This is a genomic window from Sphingobacterium sp. ML3W (genome assembly GCF_029542085.1).
Lineage (GTDB): Bacteria > Bacteroidota > Bacteroidia > Sphingobacteriales > Sphingobacteriaceae > Sphingobacterium.
The window spans coordinates 4,129,362-4,147,967 of sequence record NZ_CP107036.1 but is presented as its reverse complement, the minus strand read 5'-3'; the positions used below and the strand labels follow the sequence as shown (position 1 = coordinate 4,147,967).

Sequence of the window (18,606 nt, the reverse complement as noted above, 5' to 3'; positions counted from 1 at the left end):
GATTATGATTTATTCAACTCGCTTCATCACCTTTAAAAACAGATTGATCTGATAAAAATAGCATGAGCCCCAAGGATTAGCTTAGGACATGCTTAATATAACTAGAAATATGGCTGAACAAAACACGAAAACTGCATTGATAACAGGTATCACAGGTCAAGATGGTGCCTATTTAGCAGAATTCCTATTGAAAAAAGGTTATAAGGTACATGGTCTAAAACGCCGTAGTTCTCTGTTCAATACTGATCGTATTGATCACCTTTATCAAGATCCTCATCTTGACAATAGAAATTTCACATTGCATTTCGGTGATTTGACGGATTCAACCAATTTGATCCGTGTTATTCAAGAGACTCAGCCTGATGAAATTTATAATCTTGCAGCCCAATCCCACGTAAAAGTAAGCTTTGATACACCTGAGTATACAGCAAATGCTGACGGTATCGGCACGCTCCGTATATTGGAAGCAGTCAGATTACTTGGGATGATTGAGAAGACGCGCATTTATCAGGCGTCAACGTCAGAATTATATGGTCTTGTGCAAGCGGTGCCACAAAGTGAGACGACTCCTTTTTATCCAAGAAGTCCTTATGCTGTTGCCAAAATGTATGGTTACTGGATTACAGTTAACTATCGGGAAGCTTACAAGATGTATGCTTGTAATGGAATTTTGTTCAATCACGAAAGTCCTGTCAGGGGGGAAACATTTGTGACCCGTAAAATTACCCGAGCAGTAGCAAAAATTGCGTTAGGTTTGCAGGACAAACTTTACCTTGGAAATCTTTCCGCTCAACGTGATTGGGGACATGCAAAAGATTATGTTGAAGCAATGTGGTTAATCCTCCAACAGGAAAAACCTGAGGATTTTGTAATTGCAACCGGAGTCACGACAACTGTTAGAGACTTTGTTCGTTTGGCCTTTGCCGAATTGGGGATAGAAATAGAATTTAGTGGAAAAGGCGAACAGGAAAAAGGCGTTATAATAGATGTCGACGAGGAGCGTTTGGCGGAATTAAATATTGATAAATCGCTTATTAAGTTTGGACAAACTGTTGTTAAAGTGGATCCTGCTTATTACCGACCAACAGAGGTTGACTTACTCATTGGAGATCCAACAAAAGCAAATACCAAACTGGGTTGGATTCCTAAATATGATCTCCAAATGTTGGTAACGGATATGGTACAATCGGATCTTCACTTGATGAGAAAGGAAGAATATCTGAAACAAGGCGGTTTTGAGACCTTGAACTATTTTGAATAATCATAAATAATAGAGGAAAAATAAAACTGGAATAATTTTTGTTTAAACATTTAAATGGTATGAATCAATAAGTTCATATGATGAAAATGACAGTGCATGTATTATGATGAATTCAGAGGTTGTTTCGAGTAAGAAGGAAGATGAGAAGAAGAAAGATTCTTCTAAAGTTTATTTCTTCATCATTGCGATAGCGGCGTTACTAGCAACGAATATATATTTTTATGTTAAGTTTAAGACGAACGGCGAAAAAGTCTATGCCTTAACAGTGGAAAAAGAAAACCTTCAGGTACAAATCGATCGGATAGAAGCCGAATTGGATAAGATTGATGTTGAAAACGTTCAATTGACTCCTGAAATGACTGTACAAAAGGAAGACTCTAGAACTGAGATTGCAGAACTCCGCAAAAAGCTTGAAAATAAGAGTATTACTCCTAAGGATATTGATGACGCTCAACGCAAAATTAACCTGTTAAAAAAACAAGTTGATAACTATCGTGTAGATGTTCAACGATTGATTCAAGAAAATCAAATTTTATCAAAGCAGAATTCTAATTTAAATGAATCGGTAGTCGAGAAAAATAAGCAAATTACTTCTTTGACAACGACTAATTCTGAATTGAAGGAGAAGGTGACAACAGCATCTGCTTTGAAGGTTTCAAGTATCAGTATCAATGGCCTTGAGGTCAAAAGAAATGGAAAGGAATCTGTTGAAGAGCGCGCTAAGCGGGTGGATAAATTGAAAATCAATTTCACTATCGCAGACAACTCGCTGGCTAAAAGTGGAGAACGTGACATTTATATACGAATAATCGATCCTCAGGGAAATCTTGTCGTCCAAGGTGACAATATCTTCTTTGTACACGGTGAAAAATTACAGTATACCTTCAAACATAATATTTTGTTTACGAATAAGGGCGAGGATTATATCGTGTATTGGGCTGCAGAGGATGGTTTTACCAAGGGAGCATACACGATATTACTTTATGAAGACAATGCGATCATGGGTAGATCAACCGTTGTATTGCGTTAGCAATATATTCTTATAAGAATAAAGAAGGGGCCGTTCAGAGTTGGACTGCCCTTTTTGCTTTAGTTTTCCATGTAATACTCTCGAGGGTCTTTAAATATTCAGTACTGCGCGGATTCACTTTTACTTTTTGCAGCCGTATTTCGTAATTAGAGCCTCTTTAGTAGCGGTGCTGCCCTTATTCTTCCTTTATTTTAGGAAGGTCAATAGGAGCAGTAGACTTTGTGTAAAGCCCTTAACAAAGAATCTATTGGAACTGTTTATACTTCTCAACTGTCCGATAATAACTTGATTCTAGTAAATAGATGGATTCTATGTGAGGTAAGTTTCATATATGGGATTGGGTTCATAACATCCACTATAATTAAGACTCAATTTGTTGTAACGGAAGCAAAATATGGAATGTCGTACCTTCACCTTCCATTGTCTCAAAATAGATCTGTCCATTACTTGCTTCGATTGTTTTCTTGACGAGCACCAAGCCTAGACCATTTCCTGAACTCTTCGTTGTGAAGTTGATCTGGAATATTTTATCTTTCATTGCTGCAGGGATACCATAGCCATTATCCTTGACATCTATTTTGACGAACTTGTCAGAGTATCGTTCGATAGAGATCTCTATCTTCATGTTTTTTCGCCCATATCCCCCTTCGATAGCGTTTTTTATCAAATTATTGAAGGTCCTTAATAACTCGTTTCCATCTGCTTTAACAATCAATGTTTTTTGATCAGCATTGTTTATTAATCGGATGTTGACATTTGGCGTATTATTGTATACCGATATCGACTTCGTTATTTTCTCCACAATATTGATATTTTCCATCACAGTCGTTGGAAATTTTGCAAAGTGAGAAAACTCTGAGGCAATTTGTGTTAAGGCATCTATTTGTTCAATAAATGAAGTTGAAAATTTATTGAAGCGATCAGGAAATTTAGGATCATCATCTTTATAGGACCTTCTGAGCTGCTGTATACCTAATTTCATCGGTGTTAACGGATTTTTGATCTCATGGGCAATCTGTTGTGCCATTTCCCGCCAGGTCGATTCACGCTCGGTATCCTTTATTTTATTGGCATAGTCTTCCAGCTTTATGATCATAAGGTTGTACTCTTTGATCAATGTTCCTATTTCGTCATTTCGCTGCCAGAATAAAGGTTCATTGGGCTGCCCCAATCGTAACTGGGATATTTTTTTACTGATTATACTGAGCGGATTGGTCACACTATTGGCTACGAAAGTCGCATAAAAGCCGAAACCTATGATAATTAAAGAATAAATATTAACAATAGTGTTTAATAATAAGTTCTTATTGATATTCTCTTCCTTTTGAAGGGAAAAATTCGGAATGCCAATATAGGCCAACGTGCTATAGTCCTTGTCCCTTATTGTGGCATAACTCGTCTCGAACTGGAACGTTCCGATACGTTCATCTTCAATTGTTTCTGATTTTTTAAGCAGGGAGAGATTTTTGAGCGCGGCTGGATTGATGAACATGGAGAACAGCTCCAGATCATAGATTCTTGGCTGGGAACTATATAATAATTTGCCCGATTTTGAGTACAAATTGAAATCCTTCGATATCGTTTCGGATAAAGTTTTTAAAATATTGGTGAGCTGGTCTTCATTAGGGATTTCCTCTGTAGAGGTTAACATATTTTCCAACCGCTTGCCCAGTTCGATAATAAAACGCTCTTTGCTATTCCTGTTGTTATTGTAGAGTTGTTTATTGATACTGATATATGAAATCACGGCTGATATCAAAATAGCTAATATAACCGAGGAAATAATCGAGGTCTGGATACGTGTGGAATACTGTATTTTGTTTATGATTTTATAGAACTGATATTTCAAGTTACGGAACGTAAGTTTTGTATTCTTGAGAAAGATATAAAATGCCGCCGCATAATGGAAAATCACGAAAATCATGAAAAATACCAAAAATAAGAAAGAGGTTGTGGCTACATAGTCCCAGAAAGAAGGTTTTTGTTTGCTAATGATATAAGTCGAAAAGGTATTGGCAATATAGGCCATATGCAGGTATGAATCTCGATCAAGCACTTCAATGTATTCTCCGGGTCCACCCTTTAATCCACGAAGGTTATTTTCATATGTATATTTTCCAAACTGTGTAACCAGCGAACCGCCTTTATATAGGGCAATCGAATACTCTCCTTTATTATAATATTGCGAATTGTTGATGCGCATATCTGTTAATATCTCAGGATAGGGTACTGTGTAGCTGAAATCCTTGTTAGATAGATTGATGATCACATTAACGATCCTGTTTTGATCGATCGTCACTGGAATGATCGAAAAGTATTCATGTGTTCCAAGTTCAGCACTGGCGCGGTAAAAATTTTGAGTGACCTTTATTGACTTATTGATTACTTTCTCCCGATATTCATTGATTCTGTTTTGGCCATTTGGGTTTAATGGCATATTATTCTGATCATAATAATATGCTTTAAATTCATATTTCGTGAGATATCCACTAAAGTATTTCTTCTTGATGAAGTTATTGATTTCCTCTGTATTGGTATAGGGTAGACTGATGTTAAAGAGGTGTTTTAATTCCTTGTCGTTAGAGATACCGCTCTCGATATCCGAGAATAGCGAAACAGCGTTTAGGTCGTCTTCTGACTGCAGATTGTTCAACAATATCTTCATATCAATAAGATCCCGTTCTTGGTAGAAACGTGCATGAGTAATAGCACTTATGATAGCCCAAAGGATCAAAACGGCAATATAGTTGGTCAATACATGCCTGTCGAAATACTTCTCACCAAAGGATTTGATCAGAATAATTAACGCCAAAAGTAGATTGACCAAGCTGTTCTTTTCAATGTAGATCGAAATAATGAGAATGACAAAGATGACACTGGCTAGTTGAATATTTAATAGTTGAGTGGGCTTTAGTTCTAACTTTTTAAGAATAAACAATACTAAGTCTATGTAAATATTTAATGCTAGAATACCCATACCGACAATGCCAAGATCTACCCAGCTCAGGAAATGCAGATCAACGAGTTTGGTAAAGTCAAAATAGATATTATTTGAATGGGTAATTAATGTGCCAGCAATATCATATAAAAATGCAAAGGATAAATAAATGCTCAATATAAATGCAATCGCGACGGGTAGTTTGAAGATCCGAATGCTTTTTATTTTATCGAAATTGAGTTCCTTTCGGATAGAGTAGATAAATAGTATGAGCCAGAGAATCAATATTGTGGTTGATAAAACGGACCAAATATTAGGAAAGAAGCTATTGTAGGCATAATTGCGTGAATCAAATATAGCGAACGTCGCATTTTCGGAGAGTAGATTCCATTTTAGATCCGCAAATTTGACTAGAACAAATACACCCGCAAGTAGTGCTATTGCCCACCAAGCCCTTTTGGTCTTGGCCATGTGTAGACAGAGACTATTGAAGAATATCAACAGTGCAATCCATGCCAGCAACCAGCAAAAGAACTGCAGAATGGTATAGATATTTTCATGGTCACCATCTTTGAGCTTCACCGAAAAGAGGTAGGACCCCTCGTTACTATAGATGTTTTTAATTGCTACCGTATCTGTATAGGACGCAATATCAATGTTCCGGGTATCGAAGAAGTTTCGTCGTAAAGAAGAGTTTAAATATGGATTGTTGTTATTGGTATAGGGCTTAACAAGGATATACGCAAGTATGCTTATATTTCCGATTGTTTTTTTACGGACGACATAAGAGCGGTTATCATCCTGTACAAAATTTGACTTTTCTAAAAAGCCCTGATCAGTGATGGGAACAAATAAATGTGTGCTCCACATTTTTGGTTCATGATCCTTAAATAGGAATAAATAAACCTTTTCATCATTTTTATATCTTTCAAAAGCTTGATAGACAGCTATTGGATATTGATCATAATTCTTAAATGTTTTGAGAAGCAATGAATCCTTAAAAAGACGATCTACTTTTTTCTCCTGTTTGGCAACATAATCATTGAGGGATTTGGTATCAATGTCGAGTATTTCCTTATTTGTAACAGATTCTTTGATGGTGATAGCTGTTCCTATAAAGCATAGTGTTAAGATCAGTAGAAGTAAACGAATTTTTATACCAGAATTCACGTGCGTCAATTTACATTATTGTAAATATAAAAAAAAGTCCTTGCTTTCTCAGGGCAAGGACTTTTATATTATTTTATTCTAAAATGCTTAAGCGTGCGGTTCTTCTTGTTTGAAAATTTTCGCAGTCAAGTACTCGCGGTTCAAACGCGCGATATTAGTTAATTTAATACCTACTGGACATTCAGCTTCACAAGCACCTGTATTGGTACAGTTACCGAATCCTTCAGCATCCATTTGATCTACCATTGCTTGTGCACGTTCGTAACGCTCAGTTTGACCTTGCGGCAATAATGCAAATTGAGATACTTTAGCAGATACGAATAACATTGCAGAAGCATTTTTACAAGCTGCAACACAAGCACCACAACCGATACAAGTAGCAGATTCGAAAGCTTCGTCAGCGATACGTTTCGGAATAGGAATGACATTGGCATCAGGGACACCACCTGTATTGATATTCACATATCCACCGGCTTGTTGAATGCGGTCAAAAGCAGTACGATCAACAGCAAGGTCTTTCAAGACTGGGAATGCAGCAGCTCTCCAAGGTTCGATTACGATCGTTTGTCCATCGTGGAAACTACGCATGTGCAATTGACATGTTGTAGTACCTTCTTTAGGACCATGAGGGCGACCATTGATTACTAATGAACACATCCCACAGATACCTTCACGACAATCGTGATCGAAATATACAGGGTCTTCACCTTTACGTGTCAATTCCTCATTCACAATATCAAGCATCTCTAGGAAAGACATATCATCAGCGATGTCGTTTGCCTGATAAGTTACAAATTGACCTTTATCTTTATCATTTTTTTGACGCCAAACTTTCAGCGTTAAATTCATATGTTGTGCCATGATAATTTTCCTTCTTATTTATAACTTCTTTGTGTTAACTGAACGTTTTCGAATACCAAGTCTTCCTTGTGTAATTCCTCAGGTACATTGTCTCCTTTGTATTCCCAAGCAGATACATATGCGAACTCCTCGTCATTACGTTTTGCTTCACCTTCTTCAGTTTGGCTTTCCAGGCGGAAGTGACCACCACAAGACTCAGCGCGTTGCAATGCATCAACAACCATTAATTCACCCAATTCCAAGAAGTCAGCTACACGGCCAGCTTTTTCTAAAGAAAGATTTAATTCTTCGTTCTCTCCAAGAACTCTGACGTTAGTCCAGAATTCTTTTTTCAACTCTTGGATCAAACCTTGTGCTTTCTGTAATCCTTCAGCAGTACGCGCCATTCCACAGTATTCCCACATGATGAGACCTAATTTTTTGTGGATATCATCAACAGTTTGTGTACCGTTTAGGGATAACAATTTATTGATTTTCTCTTCAACCTCTTTACGCGTAGATTCGAAAGCAGGATGGCTGTGATCTACTGGTGCGAAAGAACCTAGTTTAGCTAGGTAATCACCCACAGTGTAAGGGATCACGAAATAACCATCAGCAAGACCTTGCATCAATGCCGAAGCACCTAAACGGTTTGCACCGTGGTCAGAGAAGTTACACTCACCTAAAGCATACAAACCTGGGATTGTAGTCATCAAGTTGTAGTCTACCCATACACCACCCATTGTATAGTGAACAGCAGGGTAGATGCGCATTGGTTGTTTGTAAGGGTTTTCGTCAGTGATTTGGTAGTACATGTCAAATAAGTTGCCATATTTAGCACGTACAGCATCTTCGCCTAGACGACCAATAGCTTCTTTGAAATCCAAGAATACTGCGAAACCAGTTTTACCAACACCACGGCCATCATCAACAGCTTCTTTTGCATTACGTGATGCTACGTCACGAGGTACTAAGTTACCGAATGAAGGGTATTTACGTTCCAGGAAGTAATCTCTGTCATCTTCTTTGATGTCGTTGGCTTTGATTTCACCTTTACGTAATCTTTCAGCCATCTCTTGAGTCTTAGGAACCCATACACGGCCATCGTTACGTAATGACTCTGACATCAACGTCAATTTAGACTGGTGATCTCCAGTTACAGGAATACAAGTTGGGTGAATTTGAGTGTAACAAGGGTTAGCGAAGTAAGCACCACGTTTGTGTGCTCTCCAAGCTGCTGTAACGTTACATCCCATTGCATTTGTAGACAAGAAGAATACGTTACCATAACCACCAGTACACATCAATACCGCATGTGCTGCATGTGTTTCAACTTTACCTGATACCAAGTCACGAGTTACGATACCTTTGGCATGACCGTCGATCATGACCAAATCCAACATCTCATGACGAGTATATGATTTTACTTTTCCTTTTTTGATTTGACGGTTCAATGCTGAATACGCGCCTAACAACAATTGTTGTCCAGTTTGACCACGCGCATAGAACGTACGGCTTACCTGAGCACCACCGAAGGAACGGTTGTCCAATAAGCCACCATATTCACGTGCAAAAGGAACACCTTGCGCAACACATTGGTCGATGATGTTTACAGATACTTCGGCCAAACGGTAAACATTTGCCTCACGTGAACGGTAGTCACCACCCTTAATTGTATCGTAGAATAAACGGAACACAGAGTCACCATCATTTTGGTAGCTCTTTGCCGCGTTAATACCACCTTGCGCCGCAATTGAGTGCGCACGACGAGGTGAATCTTGGTAACAGAAGGTAATTACATTATATCCTAACTCAGCTAAAGATGCTGCTGCAGATGCACCAGCAAGTCCTGTACCAACAACGATAACGGTAAATTTACGTTTGTTAGCAGGGTTAACCAACTTAAGATTAAATTTATGATTTGACCACTTTTGGGCTAATGGGCCCGCTGGTACTTTTGAATCTAACATATCTCTTAATTTTATATTGATCGATAAAGCCTAAGGCCTCATCTTAAAAGATTCTGAATTATTTAAAGAAGAAAAACAATGGCATCATTGCAAAGCCAATAGGAATTAATACCCCAAATACCCAAACTCCGATTGCTCTGATAATTCCAATATATCTTCTGTGGTTGAAACCTAAAGTTTGGAATGCAGATTGGAAACCATGAATTAAGTGGAATGCCAAAGCTGCCATCGCAACAAGATATAAAGCGACTAAAGCTACATTTTTGAAGGCAAAGTCAACTTGTTTGTACAAATCTCTTGCTTTTAAGATTTGAACGTTGTTTTCTACCGTTTCTTGGTAGTCGTGGAATTCAGAAGCTTGAAGTTCTCTAGCTGTTGTTTGTCCAGTTGCCAAATCAGTACGGTATTCGATGTACGGTACTTCATCATTGTGAAACTTCCACCAAAAATTAGACATGTGCGTAGCTAGGAATACTAAAATGACAGTACCTAAGATACCCATGTTGCGTGAATTCCATTTACTGTTTGCTTGACCATCATATTTGGCATAACCAATAGGACGGGCGGCTTTGTTTTTCATCGACAATGTAATGGCGTAGATGACGTGAACGATGACCGAAGCGTACAATAAGTAAGAAACAACTTTGATTGGTGTAAAGTGAGTCATGAAATAAGCGTATTTGTTGAACGCTAGACCCGCATCATCTTTAAATAATTGCAAGTTACCAACCAAGTGAACAACTAGGAATAAACATAGGAAGATTCCTGTTAAGCTCATGATTAGCTTCTTCCCAATCGAAGAACTGAAAACTGGCTTTGATTTACTCATTATCCTTGTAATTTAATTTTAATTAGGCAAATCTACTATTTGCTATTAAATATGATACCATTTTGACAAGAAAAAGGAATAATTTAGAACGGTTCTAAAGTTTCTTAAAATAAAAAGTCCGTTTTGGATAAAAACGGACTTTTTAATGGTATATATACTCGGGTTAATGTACTATAGAATACTGAATAATCTATAGCCTAAACCAATACTCCACATGTTGATTTTTGGATTTGCCTGACTCTCATTGTTGACCTTGTTCAAGCCCATTTCGTAGCGTAGATCTACACGTAAGCTTGAAATATCAGCACCAACACCAAAAGCCCAAGAGGTACCACTTTTTTTGTAGCTGTTTGGATTCAGCTGCTCAATGATTTTATCCTGGTTATCATCCACTTTAAACGAAAAAATTGGACCAGTCTGGATTCTCGCTCCAATTGGACCTAAGCCAAAGCGCTTGCCTAACAATACAGGAATATCAACTGTTGTAAACTTAACGTCAGTAGTTTCTCCATTTTCTGCTTTTACAGTGGTATTTTTACCTGTTAAATAAACCTCAGGTTGAACATGGAATCCCAATACACCAACACGTCCATAAAGACCTGCCTGATAACCCGCTTTATTGTCTGAACTGAAATACTTGCCATCACTTTTAAATTTAGAAAAATTCAAGGCGCCTTTTAAACCGACCTCAAATCCAGGCAATAGCTGCGCTTGTGCTGTTGCTACGCTACCACAAATCAATAGTAATGCTGGTAAAATCTTTTTCATAATTTTTTATTTATGTATATATTGTATCTTTAAACAAACTTTCACAAGTTTGGTAAAGATATACAAATTTTATACCTAAATCATAGTTATGCTGAAAATTAACGAAGAACAATGGCAGGTTGCGAAAGAAAAACTCCGTCGCAAGTATAACCATCTAAGCGATGAGGATCTAGCTTTTCAAGCAGGCGAGGAAGACAAACTGATCCATAAACTCTCTTCGCGTTTAAAACGCAAACCCTCTTATATTATATTTACAATTGGTAAGGAAATTCAGGACATCGATAGCAATAGATTATGAGTGACACCATTGGTTGGGCAGATTTCGAAAAATTAGATTTGCGTGTGGGAACTATTTTGGACGTACAGGATTTTCCGAAAGCTAAAAAGCCAGCTTATCAATTGAAACTTGATTTTGGAAGTGAAATTGGAATATTGCAAAGCAGTGCCCAGATTACAGTACATTATAGTAAGGAGGAACTGATCGGGAAACAGGTTGTTGCAGTGGTGAATTTTCCAAAGAAGCAGATCGCTAATTTTTTTTCTGAGTGTCTGGTAACCGGATTCGCTGATGCAAATGGTGATATTATTTTGACTTCTGTGGACAGAAAATTACCAAATGGATCGAAACTTAGTTAAGTTTGTGGCATGACATTTATAGATTTTGAAGGAACACAATTAATCGATAGTGATGAATCATTTATGCGCATGGCACTAAATGAAGCAAAGAAAGCTTTCGAAGAAGGGGAGGTTCCGATTGGTGCTGTTATCGTGCATAAAGGACGTGTTATCGGTAAAGGGCATAATCTCACACAACGCTTGAATGATGTAACGGCCCATGCCGAAATGCAGGCTTTTACAGCAGCAGCAAATTATCTTGGTGGAAAATATCTGGACGATTGTACATTATATGTGACCATAGAACCATGTATCATGTGTGCCGGGGCGGCATATTGGACACATATCAGTAAAATTGTCTACGGTGCGAAGGATGAAAAGCGTGGTTATTCCCATTTTCATGATAAGATTTTACATCCGAAGACCGTCGTTACCCAAGGTGTTTTGCAGGAAGAATGTGCCGATTTGGTAAAATCATTTTTTCGTCAAAAACGCTAACAAAATATTGAATTTATTGTAACACATAAAAACATAACAGGCTATATTGTGTTATATTTGTATATAAAAACGAAGTAATAAACATTTAAATTAAAATAGATATGGCATTTGAATTAGAAGCGTTACCATACGCAGCCGACGCATTAGAACCACATATTGACAAGACTACAATGGAAATCCACCATGACAGACACCATCAGGCATACGTGGACAACTTAAATAAAGCAATCGCAGGAACAGATGCAGAGAACTTATCTTTATTAGATATCATCAAGAATGTGAGCAAATATTCAGCAGCTGTTCGCAACAATGGTGGTGGTCATTTCAACCACTCTTTGTTTTGGAAAGTTTTAGGTCCAAATGCTGGTGGGGCTCCAACAGGTGAATTGGCGGAAGCAATCAATGCAACTTTCGGTTCATTTGATGAGTTAAAAAAACAACTTCAAGCTGCTGGTGCTACGCGTTTTGGATCAGGCTGGGCATGGTTGATCGTAGGCGCTGATGGTAAATTAGCGGTAACTTCTACGCCTAATCAAGACAATCCCTTGATGGACGTTGCTGAAGTAAAAGGAACGCCAGTTTTAGGTATTGACGTTTGGGAACATGCGTACTACTTGAAATTCCAAAATAAACGTCCAGCTTATTTGGAGGAAATCTTTAATGTTATCAATTGGGATGCCGTAGCACAAAATTATGCTGCAGCAAAATAATTGACCATTTTGATAGGTACACAAAGAAGCGACAATAAGAATTTATTGTCGCTTCTTTGCTTTAAGGATGAAAGGGGTGTGCAATATCTGTTTTGTTTTTAACCTAACGTAGAGAGCTTTTACATGCTAAATATCTGATCTTTTAAGATCATAATCATGTTATAGACTCACAAGATAATGATATACCTATGAAAGATATTATTATAATTTTTACAGCTATTTTTTTGTTGAGCGCTTGTCGTGCTCAAGAGCCAAAGACTGCGAAAACGGACTTTTCTAAACTACCGGAAAAAAGTGTAGGGAGCTTAGATACCGCAACATTTGCTGCAGGTTGTTTTTGGTGTACTGAAGCACAGTTTAAGGAGTTGAGAGGTGTACACAAGGTTGTTTCCGGATATACAGGCGGATGGGTAGCAAATCCCAGCTATGCTCAGGTCTGTACAGGTAATACGGGGCATGCTGAGGCAACTAATATTATTTATGATCCGAAAGTGATCAGTTATGATAAGCTATTGGAGGCCTTTTTTATCGCGCACGACCCTACACAACTCAACCGTCAGGGGGATGATGTAGGGACACAATACCGCTCGGCCATATTTGTCCATAGCAAGGAGCAGCTGGATAAAGTCCAGTTTTATATCGCGGCTCTGAATAATGAGAAAGTCTATAATGAACCGATCGTAACTGAGGTCGTACCAACAGCTGTATTTTATCCCGCAGAGGGCTATCATCAAGACTATTATAGGTTAAATGGTAAGGAACCATATTGTCAATTGGTTATTAAACCGAAATTGGAAAAATTTAAACGTATCTTTTCCAAGGTGCTCAAAGAAGGAGAGTAACTTTGGGTATTCATAAAATTTAAGGTAATTTTACTCCTATTGGCACCATTTAGTGTGGTGCTAATAAGTTGAAACCATCAGGTTTTCTCAGGTCAAATAATGAGATGAGAAAACCTGATAGCTTCATCGCCAATAAATAGCAATTTTTTTGGATGAATAATAAATAATTGTAATATGTCTAAAGGATTTTTTACAGTTCCTGTTCCTGCAAATGAACCGGTGTATACTTACGCTGTCGGAACGAAAGAACGTAAGTTGTTGAAAGCAGCAATTGATGAAGCACGTTCGAAACAAATCGATATCCCAATGTATATTGGTGGTAAAGAAATAACTACTTCTAAAAAAGTAACCCTAGCTCCTCCACATGACCATCAACATATTTTAGGTCAATACAATCAAGGCGAGAAATCTCATGTAACAGATGCAATCAATGCTGCTTTGGCAGCTAAAAAGGATTGGGAAAATCTAGCATGGGAAGATCGTGCGGCGATATTCTTGAAAGCAGCTGAATTGATTTCAGGGAAATACCGCTATGAGTTAAATGCTGCGACAATGTTGGGTCAATCGAAGAACCCATATCAAGCGGAAATTGACTCAGCTTGTGAGATTATAGATTTCTTGCGTTTCAACGTGCAATATATGAGCGAAATCTATAAGCAACAACCTCCTGTATCTGGAAAAGGTGTATGGAACCGTGTAGAACAACGTCCTCTTGAAGGCTTTGTGTTTGCGTTGACACCATTCAATTTTACAGCTATTGCAGGTAACTTACCTTCATGTGTTGCTATGATGGGAAATGTTGTTGTATGGAAACCATCTAATACGCAGATCTACTCAGCAAACGTACTGATGAAAATCTTCCGTGAAGCTGGACTTCCGGATGGTGTTATCAATTTAGTGTATGTTTCGGGACCAGATGCTGGTGATGTGATTTTCCAACATCCTGATTTTGCTGGTATCCACTTTACCGGTTCAACAGGTGTATTCCAAGATATCTGGAAAACTATCGGTGACAATATCCATCGTTATAAAACTTATCCACGTATTGTTGGTGAGACAGGTGGTAAAGATTTTATTGTTGTGCACCCTTCAGCTGATCTAAAAGCTGCAAATACAGCTTTGGTTCGTGGAGCATTTGAATACCAAGGTCAAAAATGTTCAGCAGCTTCACGTGCATATATTCCTAAATCATTATGGCCAGCATTAAAGGAGTCTATGACTAATGATGTGAAGTCATTTACAATAGGTGGAACTGAAGATTTTACAAATTTTTTCAATGCGGTTATCGACGAGAAATCATTTGATAAATTAGCAAAATACATCGATCGTGCAAAAGAATCCAATGAGGCAGAGATCGTAGTTGGTGGTACTTATGATAAGTCTAAAGGCTATTTCATTCATCCAACGATCATTGAAGCTTCAAAGCCAGATTACGAAACAATGGTCGAAGAATTGTTCGGTCCAGTATTGACCGTATACGTTTATGAAGACGCTAAGTTCGAGGAAACATTAGATATCGTTGATACAACTTCTATCTATGCATTGACTGGTTCAATTATCGCACAAGACCGCTATGCTATTAATTTAGCTACAGATAAATTGAGACATGCTGCGGGTAACTTCTATGTGAATGATAAATGTACTGGAGCTGTGGTAGGTCAACAACCATTTGGTGGTGCGAGAGGTTCAGGTACAAACGACAAAGCTGGATCTATGATCAACTTGTTGCGTTGGGTATCTCCTCGTACAATCAAAGAAACGTTCAATCCAGATACGGATTACAGATACCCTTTCTTAGAAAAAGGTGAATAAAATAAATCGAATTATCCTGTACGGCGGTAACCATAGCCTGGTTTCAAGCGCTATCGACGATAGCAGATACATTCAAAATAATAAAGGCACTCCGTTATGGAGTGCCTTTATTATTTTGTAAACTTTCCCAGTTCAGTTCCGTCGTCTCGGGTCATTCGAATAGCCAGTGATTTGGCAGATCCCGAAATGTCGATAATGGTCCTTTTTCCAGCCTTTGGGCCACCGCCTATAAATACAGGATAATTGTGGTCCTTATCTGCTGGATAGTATCCATATCGATGCGTATGGCCAGAGACCATTGCATCTATTTTATATTTCTGAAACAAAGGATGGAAGCATTCCCGATTATGCAATGTGCCATGCCATTCATCTGAATGGAATATAGGGATATGGCTGATAACTACTGTGTGTTGGGCAGACTTTCTTTCTTTACATTGTAATACCGTTTCCAGCCACTTCGCCTGTTCTTTTCTGTAATTGTCGTAATCTACGGTACCAGCATACACTTCATGGCTGTCTGGTTTATCCTCACCGCTGTCTAGCATAATCCAAAAAATAGGCCCCCTTTTGAAAGCTTGGTAATATTTATTGTTGGGATAGCCGAAATACCGTTTGAAATTGCGGGCAAAGGAACCTCTCGTTTCATGGTTTCCACGGTTCATAATGAAAGGTTTGCCTGTCGCAATAAATTCGATAGGCTTCAATAATTTTTCTGTAATGTCTTCCTGATTGCTCACATAATGAAAAGAGTCTCCATTCAGGACAAAGAAATCATAGATTGAGGTGTCTTGATTGGGGACAAGATCGCGATAGCTACTTTTTTCTTCATGAACATCATTATAGACCAGGCAACGAATTTGTTCTTGATTATTTTTCGCCAGCTTGGCCTCAAAGATTGGCGTTTCGATTTCTTGTGCATAGACAATCTTATAGGGATCGAATTTTTGAATTTCTTTTGCCTTGATGCGATAGCGGAAAGATCTGGGGGCTTCCTCGACGGTAAAATGAAAGAAATCTGTATTTGCATTAATCATACCATCTTCGGATTGGTGGATCGTTTGCTGTACATTACCTGCATTGTCAAGGATTTCCAGCCGAGCTACAGCAGGTTTGCTCAAGATTGTAAAGATGCTGATGCCCGTCTCTGTCTGATTCTGTAAATAAGCGGGGACTATAAAACTAAAATCTCCTTCCGGATTTTCTGTTTCTTTTTCTTTAGCGACGCTGATATTGGGCAATGTAATTCCTGCCAGCGCTAGCGCTTCTAAAAATCTTCTTCTATTAAAATTCATAATGGGTTATTTAATTTCGATTTCAACATATAATGGTCGATGATCGCTCGCATATTTCTCTTCAAGGACACGATGGTTGAAGAATTTTGGATGTGATGACGTATTGACCATAATATAGTCTATTTCGGTATTAGGCTTATCTTGTGGAAAGGTTAAGCCATTTTTGCTAGTCGTTTTTGTGAATAACATGCCAAGCTCTTTAATCGCAGGATCAGTGGGTTCGGAGTTTAAATCGCCGACCAGGATCGTCGGTAGCTTTTCATTTTTGAAACGTGATGTAATGAACTTTGCCTGTGCGATTTTGTTCTTGTCTTTTAGATCTAGGTGGGTGTTCGCAAATAAGATTTTCTTATTGTTGATACGCACTTCAATAATGGATAAGCTTCGACGTTCGCTTTCAACAGGAGAAGGTAGAAAATGTTTTTCTACGCGTTCTATCGGATGTTTCGATAATATCGCTGTGCCATATTCACCTTTTTCAAGGTCTATTCCTTTTGAGAAAATGTAGTGCATTCCTGTTAGTTCAGCTAGTTTTTTCGCTTGATCCTCGTTGTAAGAGCGCCCTAGGTTGACATCAATTTCTTGCAAACCGACTAGGTCCGCATTACTGTTTTTAATAATTTGAGCGATGGTATCGAGATTGACAACAGATTCCTTTTCTGAGGGTGGATTCCCATGATGAATATTGAAGGAAAGTACGCGGAGTCTTTGTGCACTGAGATGGAATACTGATCCAAAAAGGATCAAAAGAAATGCAATTAGCTTACGGTTCATTTTTCAAAGTTAAGTTTAGAATGAAGTCAGCGATTTATGTTCGCTCCGCTAAAAATACTAAAATCATAGCGTACAAACTCAAAACTTTGGACATGTAACAAAATAATCATTTAAACTTAATCGGAGCTTTGCGAGAGGAGGAGGTAATAAAATAGAATAGCCATCCCAAAAAGGATGGCTACCTACATTATACTAATTTTTACAGCAACTAGTCTTCATTTTCCTCTGCATGAAGCATTGGATCTTCTCCTGTTACTTCAGTACGGATTTTTGCCTCAAGTTCATCCATTAGATCTGGATTGTCAAACAATAAGGCTTTTACAGCATCTCTACCTTGTCCTAATTTGGTTTCACCATAGCTAAACCAAGAACCTGCTTTTTTGATGATGCCATATTCAACACCTAAGTCAATGATTTCACCGACTTTTGAGATACCTTCACCAAAGATGATATCAAACTCCGCAATACGGAAAGGCGGCGCTACTTTATTTTTTACAATTTTAACTTTTACACGGTTACCAGATACCTCGTCAGAATCTTTAATCTGTGATGTACGACGGATATCCAAACGTACAGAAGCATAGAACTTCAATGCATTACCACCAGTTGTTGTTTCAGGGTTACCGAACATCACGCCAATCTTTTCACGTAATTGGTTGATGAAAATACAACAACAGTTTGTTTTGGAAATTGTTCCGGTCAACTTACGTAATGCTTGAGACATTAAACGTGCTTGAAGACCCATTTTTGAATCACCCATTTCACCTTCAATCTCACCTTTAGGTACTAATGCAGCTACAGAGTCAATTACAATAACATCAATTGCACCTGAGCGAATTAAATTGTCGGCAATTTCTAAACCTTGTTCACCATTATCTGGTTGAGAAATTAATAAGTTCTCAACATCAACACCAAGCTTTTGTGCGTAATATTTGTCAAAAGCGTGTTCAGCATCAATAATTGCTGCAATACCGCCTTTTTTCTGTGCTTCAGCAACAATGTGTGTTGCTAATGTCGTTTTACCCGAAGATTCAGGTCCATATATTTCAATGATACGTCCTTTTGGAACACCGCCAATTCCCAAAGCAATATCCAATCCTAAGGACCCTGTAGAAATCGCCTCGATAGGCTCAACAGCTGTATCTCCTAATTTCATAATCGAACCTTTTCCAAAGCTCTTTTCCAATTTATCTAACGTCAGCTGTAACGCTTTTAACTTATCTGTGTTGCTCATATTTTTAGTATATATTTATCAAA

General features: G+C 38.1%; 16 protein-coding genes. 8 read left to right on the top strand and 8 right to left on the bottom strand.

Annotation, left to right across the window (positions count from 1 at the left end):
* Positions 1 to 109: 109 nt before the first annotated feature.
* Positions 110 to 1,261 (top strand): GDP-mannose 4,6-dehydratase, encoded by a 1,152-nt coding sequence (gmd, locus tag OGI71_RS17535; RefSeq protein ID WP_282250602.1) that lies wholly within the window; start codon positions 110 to 112, stop codon positions 1,259 to 1,261.
* A 103-nt stretch (positions 1,262 to 1,364) separates the two neighbouring features.
* Positions 1,365 to 2,291: a hypothetical protein gene (locus OGI71_RS17530; protein ID WP_282250601.1), complete on the top strand. Its 927-nt coding sequence runs from the start codon at positions 1,365 to 1,367 to the stop codon at positions 2,289 to 2,291.
* 361 nt (positions 2,292 to 2,652) lie between these two features.
* Here the strand turns inward: OGI71_RS17530 and OGI71_RS17525 are convergent, their stop codons facing one another.
* From OGI71_RS17525 to OGI71_RS17505, 5 genes are all read right to left on the bottom strand, one after another.
* On the bottom strand, positions 2,653 to 6,399 hold the full coding sequence (locus OGI71_RS17525) for a HAMP domain-containing sensor histidine kinase (RefSeq protein WP_282250600.1): 3,747 nt from the start codon (positions 6,397 to 6,399) through the stop codon (positions 2,653 to 2,655).
* 87 nt (positions 6,400 to 6,486) lie between these two features.
* A complete protein-coding gene (locus tag OGI71_RS17520) occupies positions 6,487 to 7,260 on the bottom strand; it encodes a succinate dehydrogenase/fumarate reductase iron-sulfur subunit (protein WP_199768744.1) in 774 nt (257 codons plus the stop codon).
* Between the two features lie 14 nt (positions 7,261 to 7,274).
* A complete protein-coding gene (locus tag OGI71_RS17515) occupies positions 7,275 to 9,209 on the bottom strand; it encodes a fumarate reductase/succinate dehydrogenase flavoprotein subunit (protein ID WP_282250596.1) in 1,935 nt (644 codons plus the stop codon).
* Positions 9,210 to 9,267: 58 nt separating this feature from the next.
* On the bottom strand, positions 9,268 to 10,038 hold the full coding sequence (locus tag OGI71_RS17510; RefSeq protein ID WP_120261707.1) for a succinate dehydrogenase cytochrome b subunit: 771 nt from the start codon (positions 10,036 to 10,038) through the stop codon (positions 9,268 to 9,270).
* Positions 10,039 to 10,209: 171 nt separating this feature from the next.
* Positions 10,210 to 10,806 (bottom strand): porin family protein, encoded by a 597-nt coding sequence (locus OGI71_RS17505; protein WP_120261706.1) that lies wholly within the window; start codon positions 10,804 to 10,806, stop codon positions 10,210 to 10,212.
* A gap of 88 nt (positions 10,807 to 10,894) precedes the next feature.
* On the opposite strand from OGI71_RS17505, the gene OGI71_RS17500 reads away from it, so the two are divergent.
* The 6 genes from OGI71_RS17500 (at position 10,895) to pruA (ending at position 15,283) form a co-directional block, all read left to right on the top strand.
* Positions 10,895 to 11,104, top strand: coding sequence for a hypothetical protein (locus OGI71_RS17500; protein ID WP_120261705.1), 210 nt, complete (start codon positions 10,895 to 10,897; stop codon positions 11,102 to 11,104).
* Positions 11,101 to 11,442: a tRNA-binding protein gene (locus tag OGI71_RS17495; RefSeq protein WP_282250593.1), complete on the top strand. Its 342-nt coding sequence runs from the start codon at positions 11,101 to 11,103 to the stop codon at positions 11,440 to 11,442. Before OGI71_RS17500 ends, OGI71_RS17495 begins: the two co-directional genes overlap by 4 nt.
* 9 nt (positions 11,443 to 11,451) lie before the next feature.
* A complete protein-coding gene (locus OGI71_RS17490) occupies positions 11,452 to 11,919 on the top strand; it encodes a nucleoside deaminase (RefSeq protein ID WP_282250590.1) in 468 nt (155 codons plus the stop codon).
* A 101-nt stretch (positions 11,920 to 12,020) separates the two neighbouring features.
* Positions 12,021 to 12,629 carry a superoxide dismutase gene (locus OGI71_RS17485; RefSeq protein WP_120261702.1) on the top strand — a complete coding sequence of 203 codons (609 nt, stop codon included), beginning with the start codon at positions 12,021 to 12,023 and terminating at the stop codon, positions 12,627 to 12,629.
* A gap of 188 nt (positions 12,630 to 12,817) precedes the next feature.
* Positions 12,818 to 13,471, top strand: a complete 654-nt coding sequence (gene msrA / locus OGI71_RS17480; RefSeq protein ID WP_282250588.1) for a peptide-methionine (S)-S-oxide reductase MsrA — start codon at positions 12,818 to 12,820, stop codon at positions 13,469 to 13,471.
* A gap of 174 nt (positions 13,472 to 13,645) precedes the next feature.
* Positions 13,646 to 15,283: an L-glutamate gamma-semialdehyde dehydrogenase gene (pruA, locus tag OGI71_RS17475; RefSeq protein WP_282250586.1), complete on the top strand. Its 1,638-nt coding sequence runs from the start codon at positions 13,646 to 13,648 to the stop codon at positions 15,281 to 15,283.
* Between the two features lie 110 nt (positions 15,284 to 15,393).
* Here pruA and OGI71_RS17470 read toward each other — a convergent pair whose 3' ends face one another.
* The 3 genes from OGI71_RS17470 to recA form a co-directional block, all read right to left on the bottom strand.
* The gene (locus OGI71_RS17470) at positions 15,394 to 16,575 is read right to left on the bottom strand and encodes a metallophosphoesterase (RefSeq protein ID WP_282250584.1); all 1,182 of its coding nucleotides are present in this window, start codon (positions 16,573 to 16,575) and stop codon (positions 15,394 to 15,396) included.
* Positions 16,576 to 16,581: 6 nt separating this feature from the next.
* Positions 16,582 to 17,349, bottom strand: coding sequence for an endonuclease/exonuclease/phosphatase family protein (locus OGI71_RS17465; RefSeq protein WP_282250582.1), 768 nt, complete (start codon positions 17,347 to 17,349; stop codon positions 16,582 to 16,584).
* A gap of 208 nt (positions 17,350 to 17,557) precedes the next feature.
* The gene (gene recA, locus OGI71_RS17460; protein ID WP_282250580.1) at positions 17,558 to 18,583 is read right to left on the bottom strand and encodes a recombinase RecA; all 1,026 of its coding nucleotides are present in this window, start codon (positions 18,581 to 18,583) and stop codon (positions 17,558 to 17,560) included.
* Between the last annotated feature and the right edge of the window lie 23 nt (positions 18,584 to 18,606).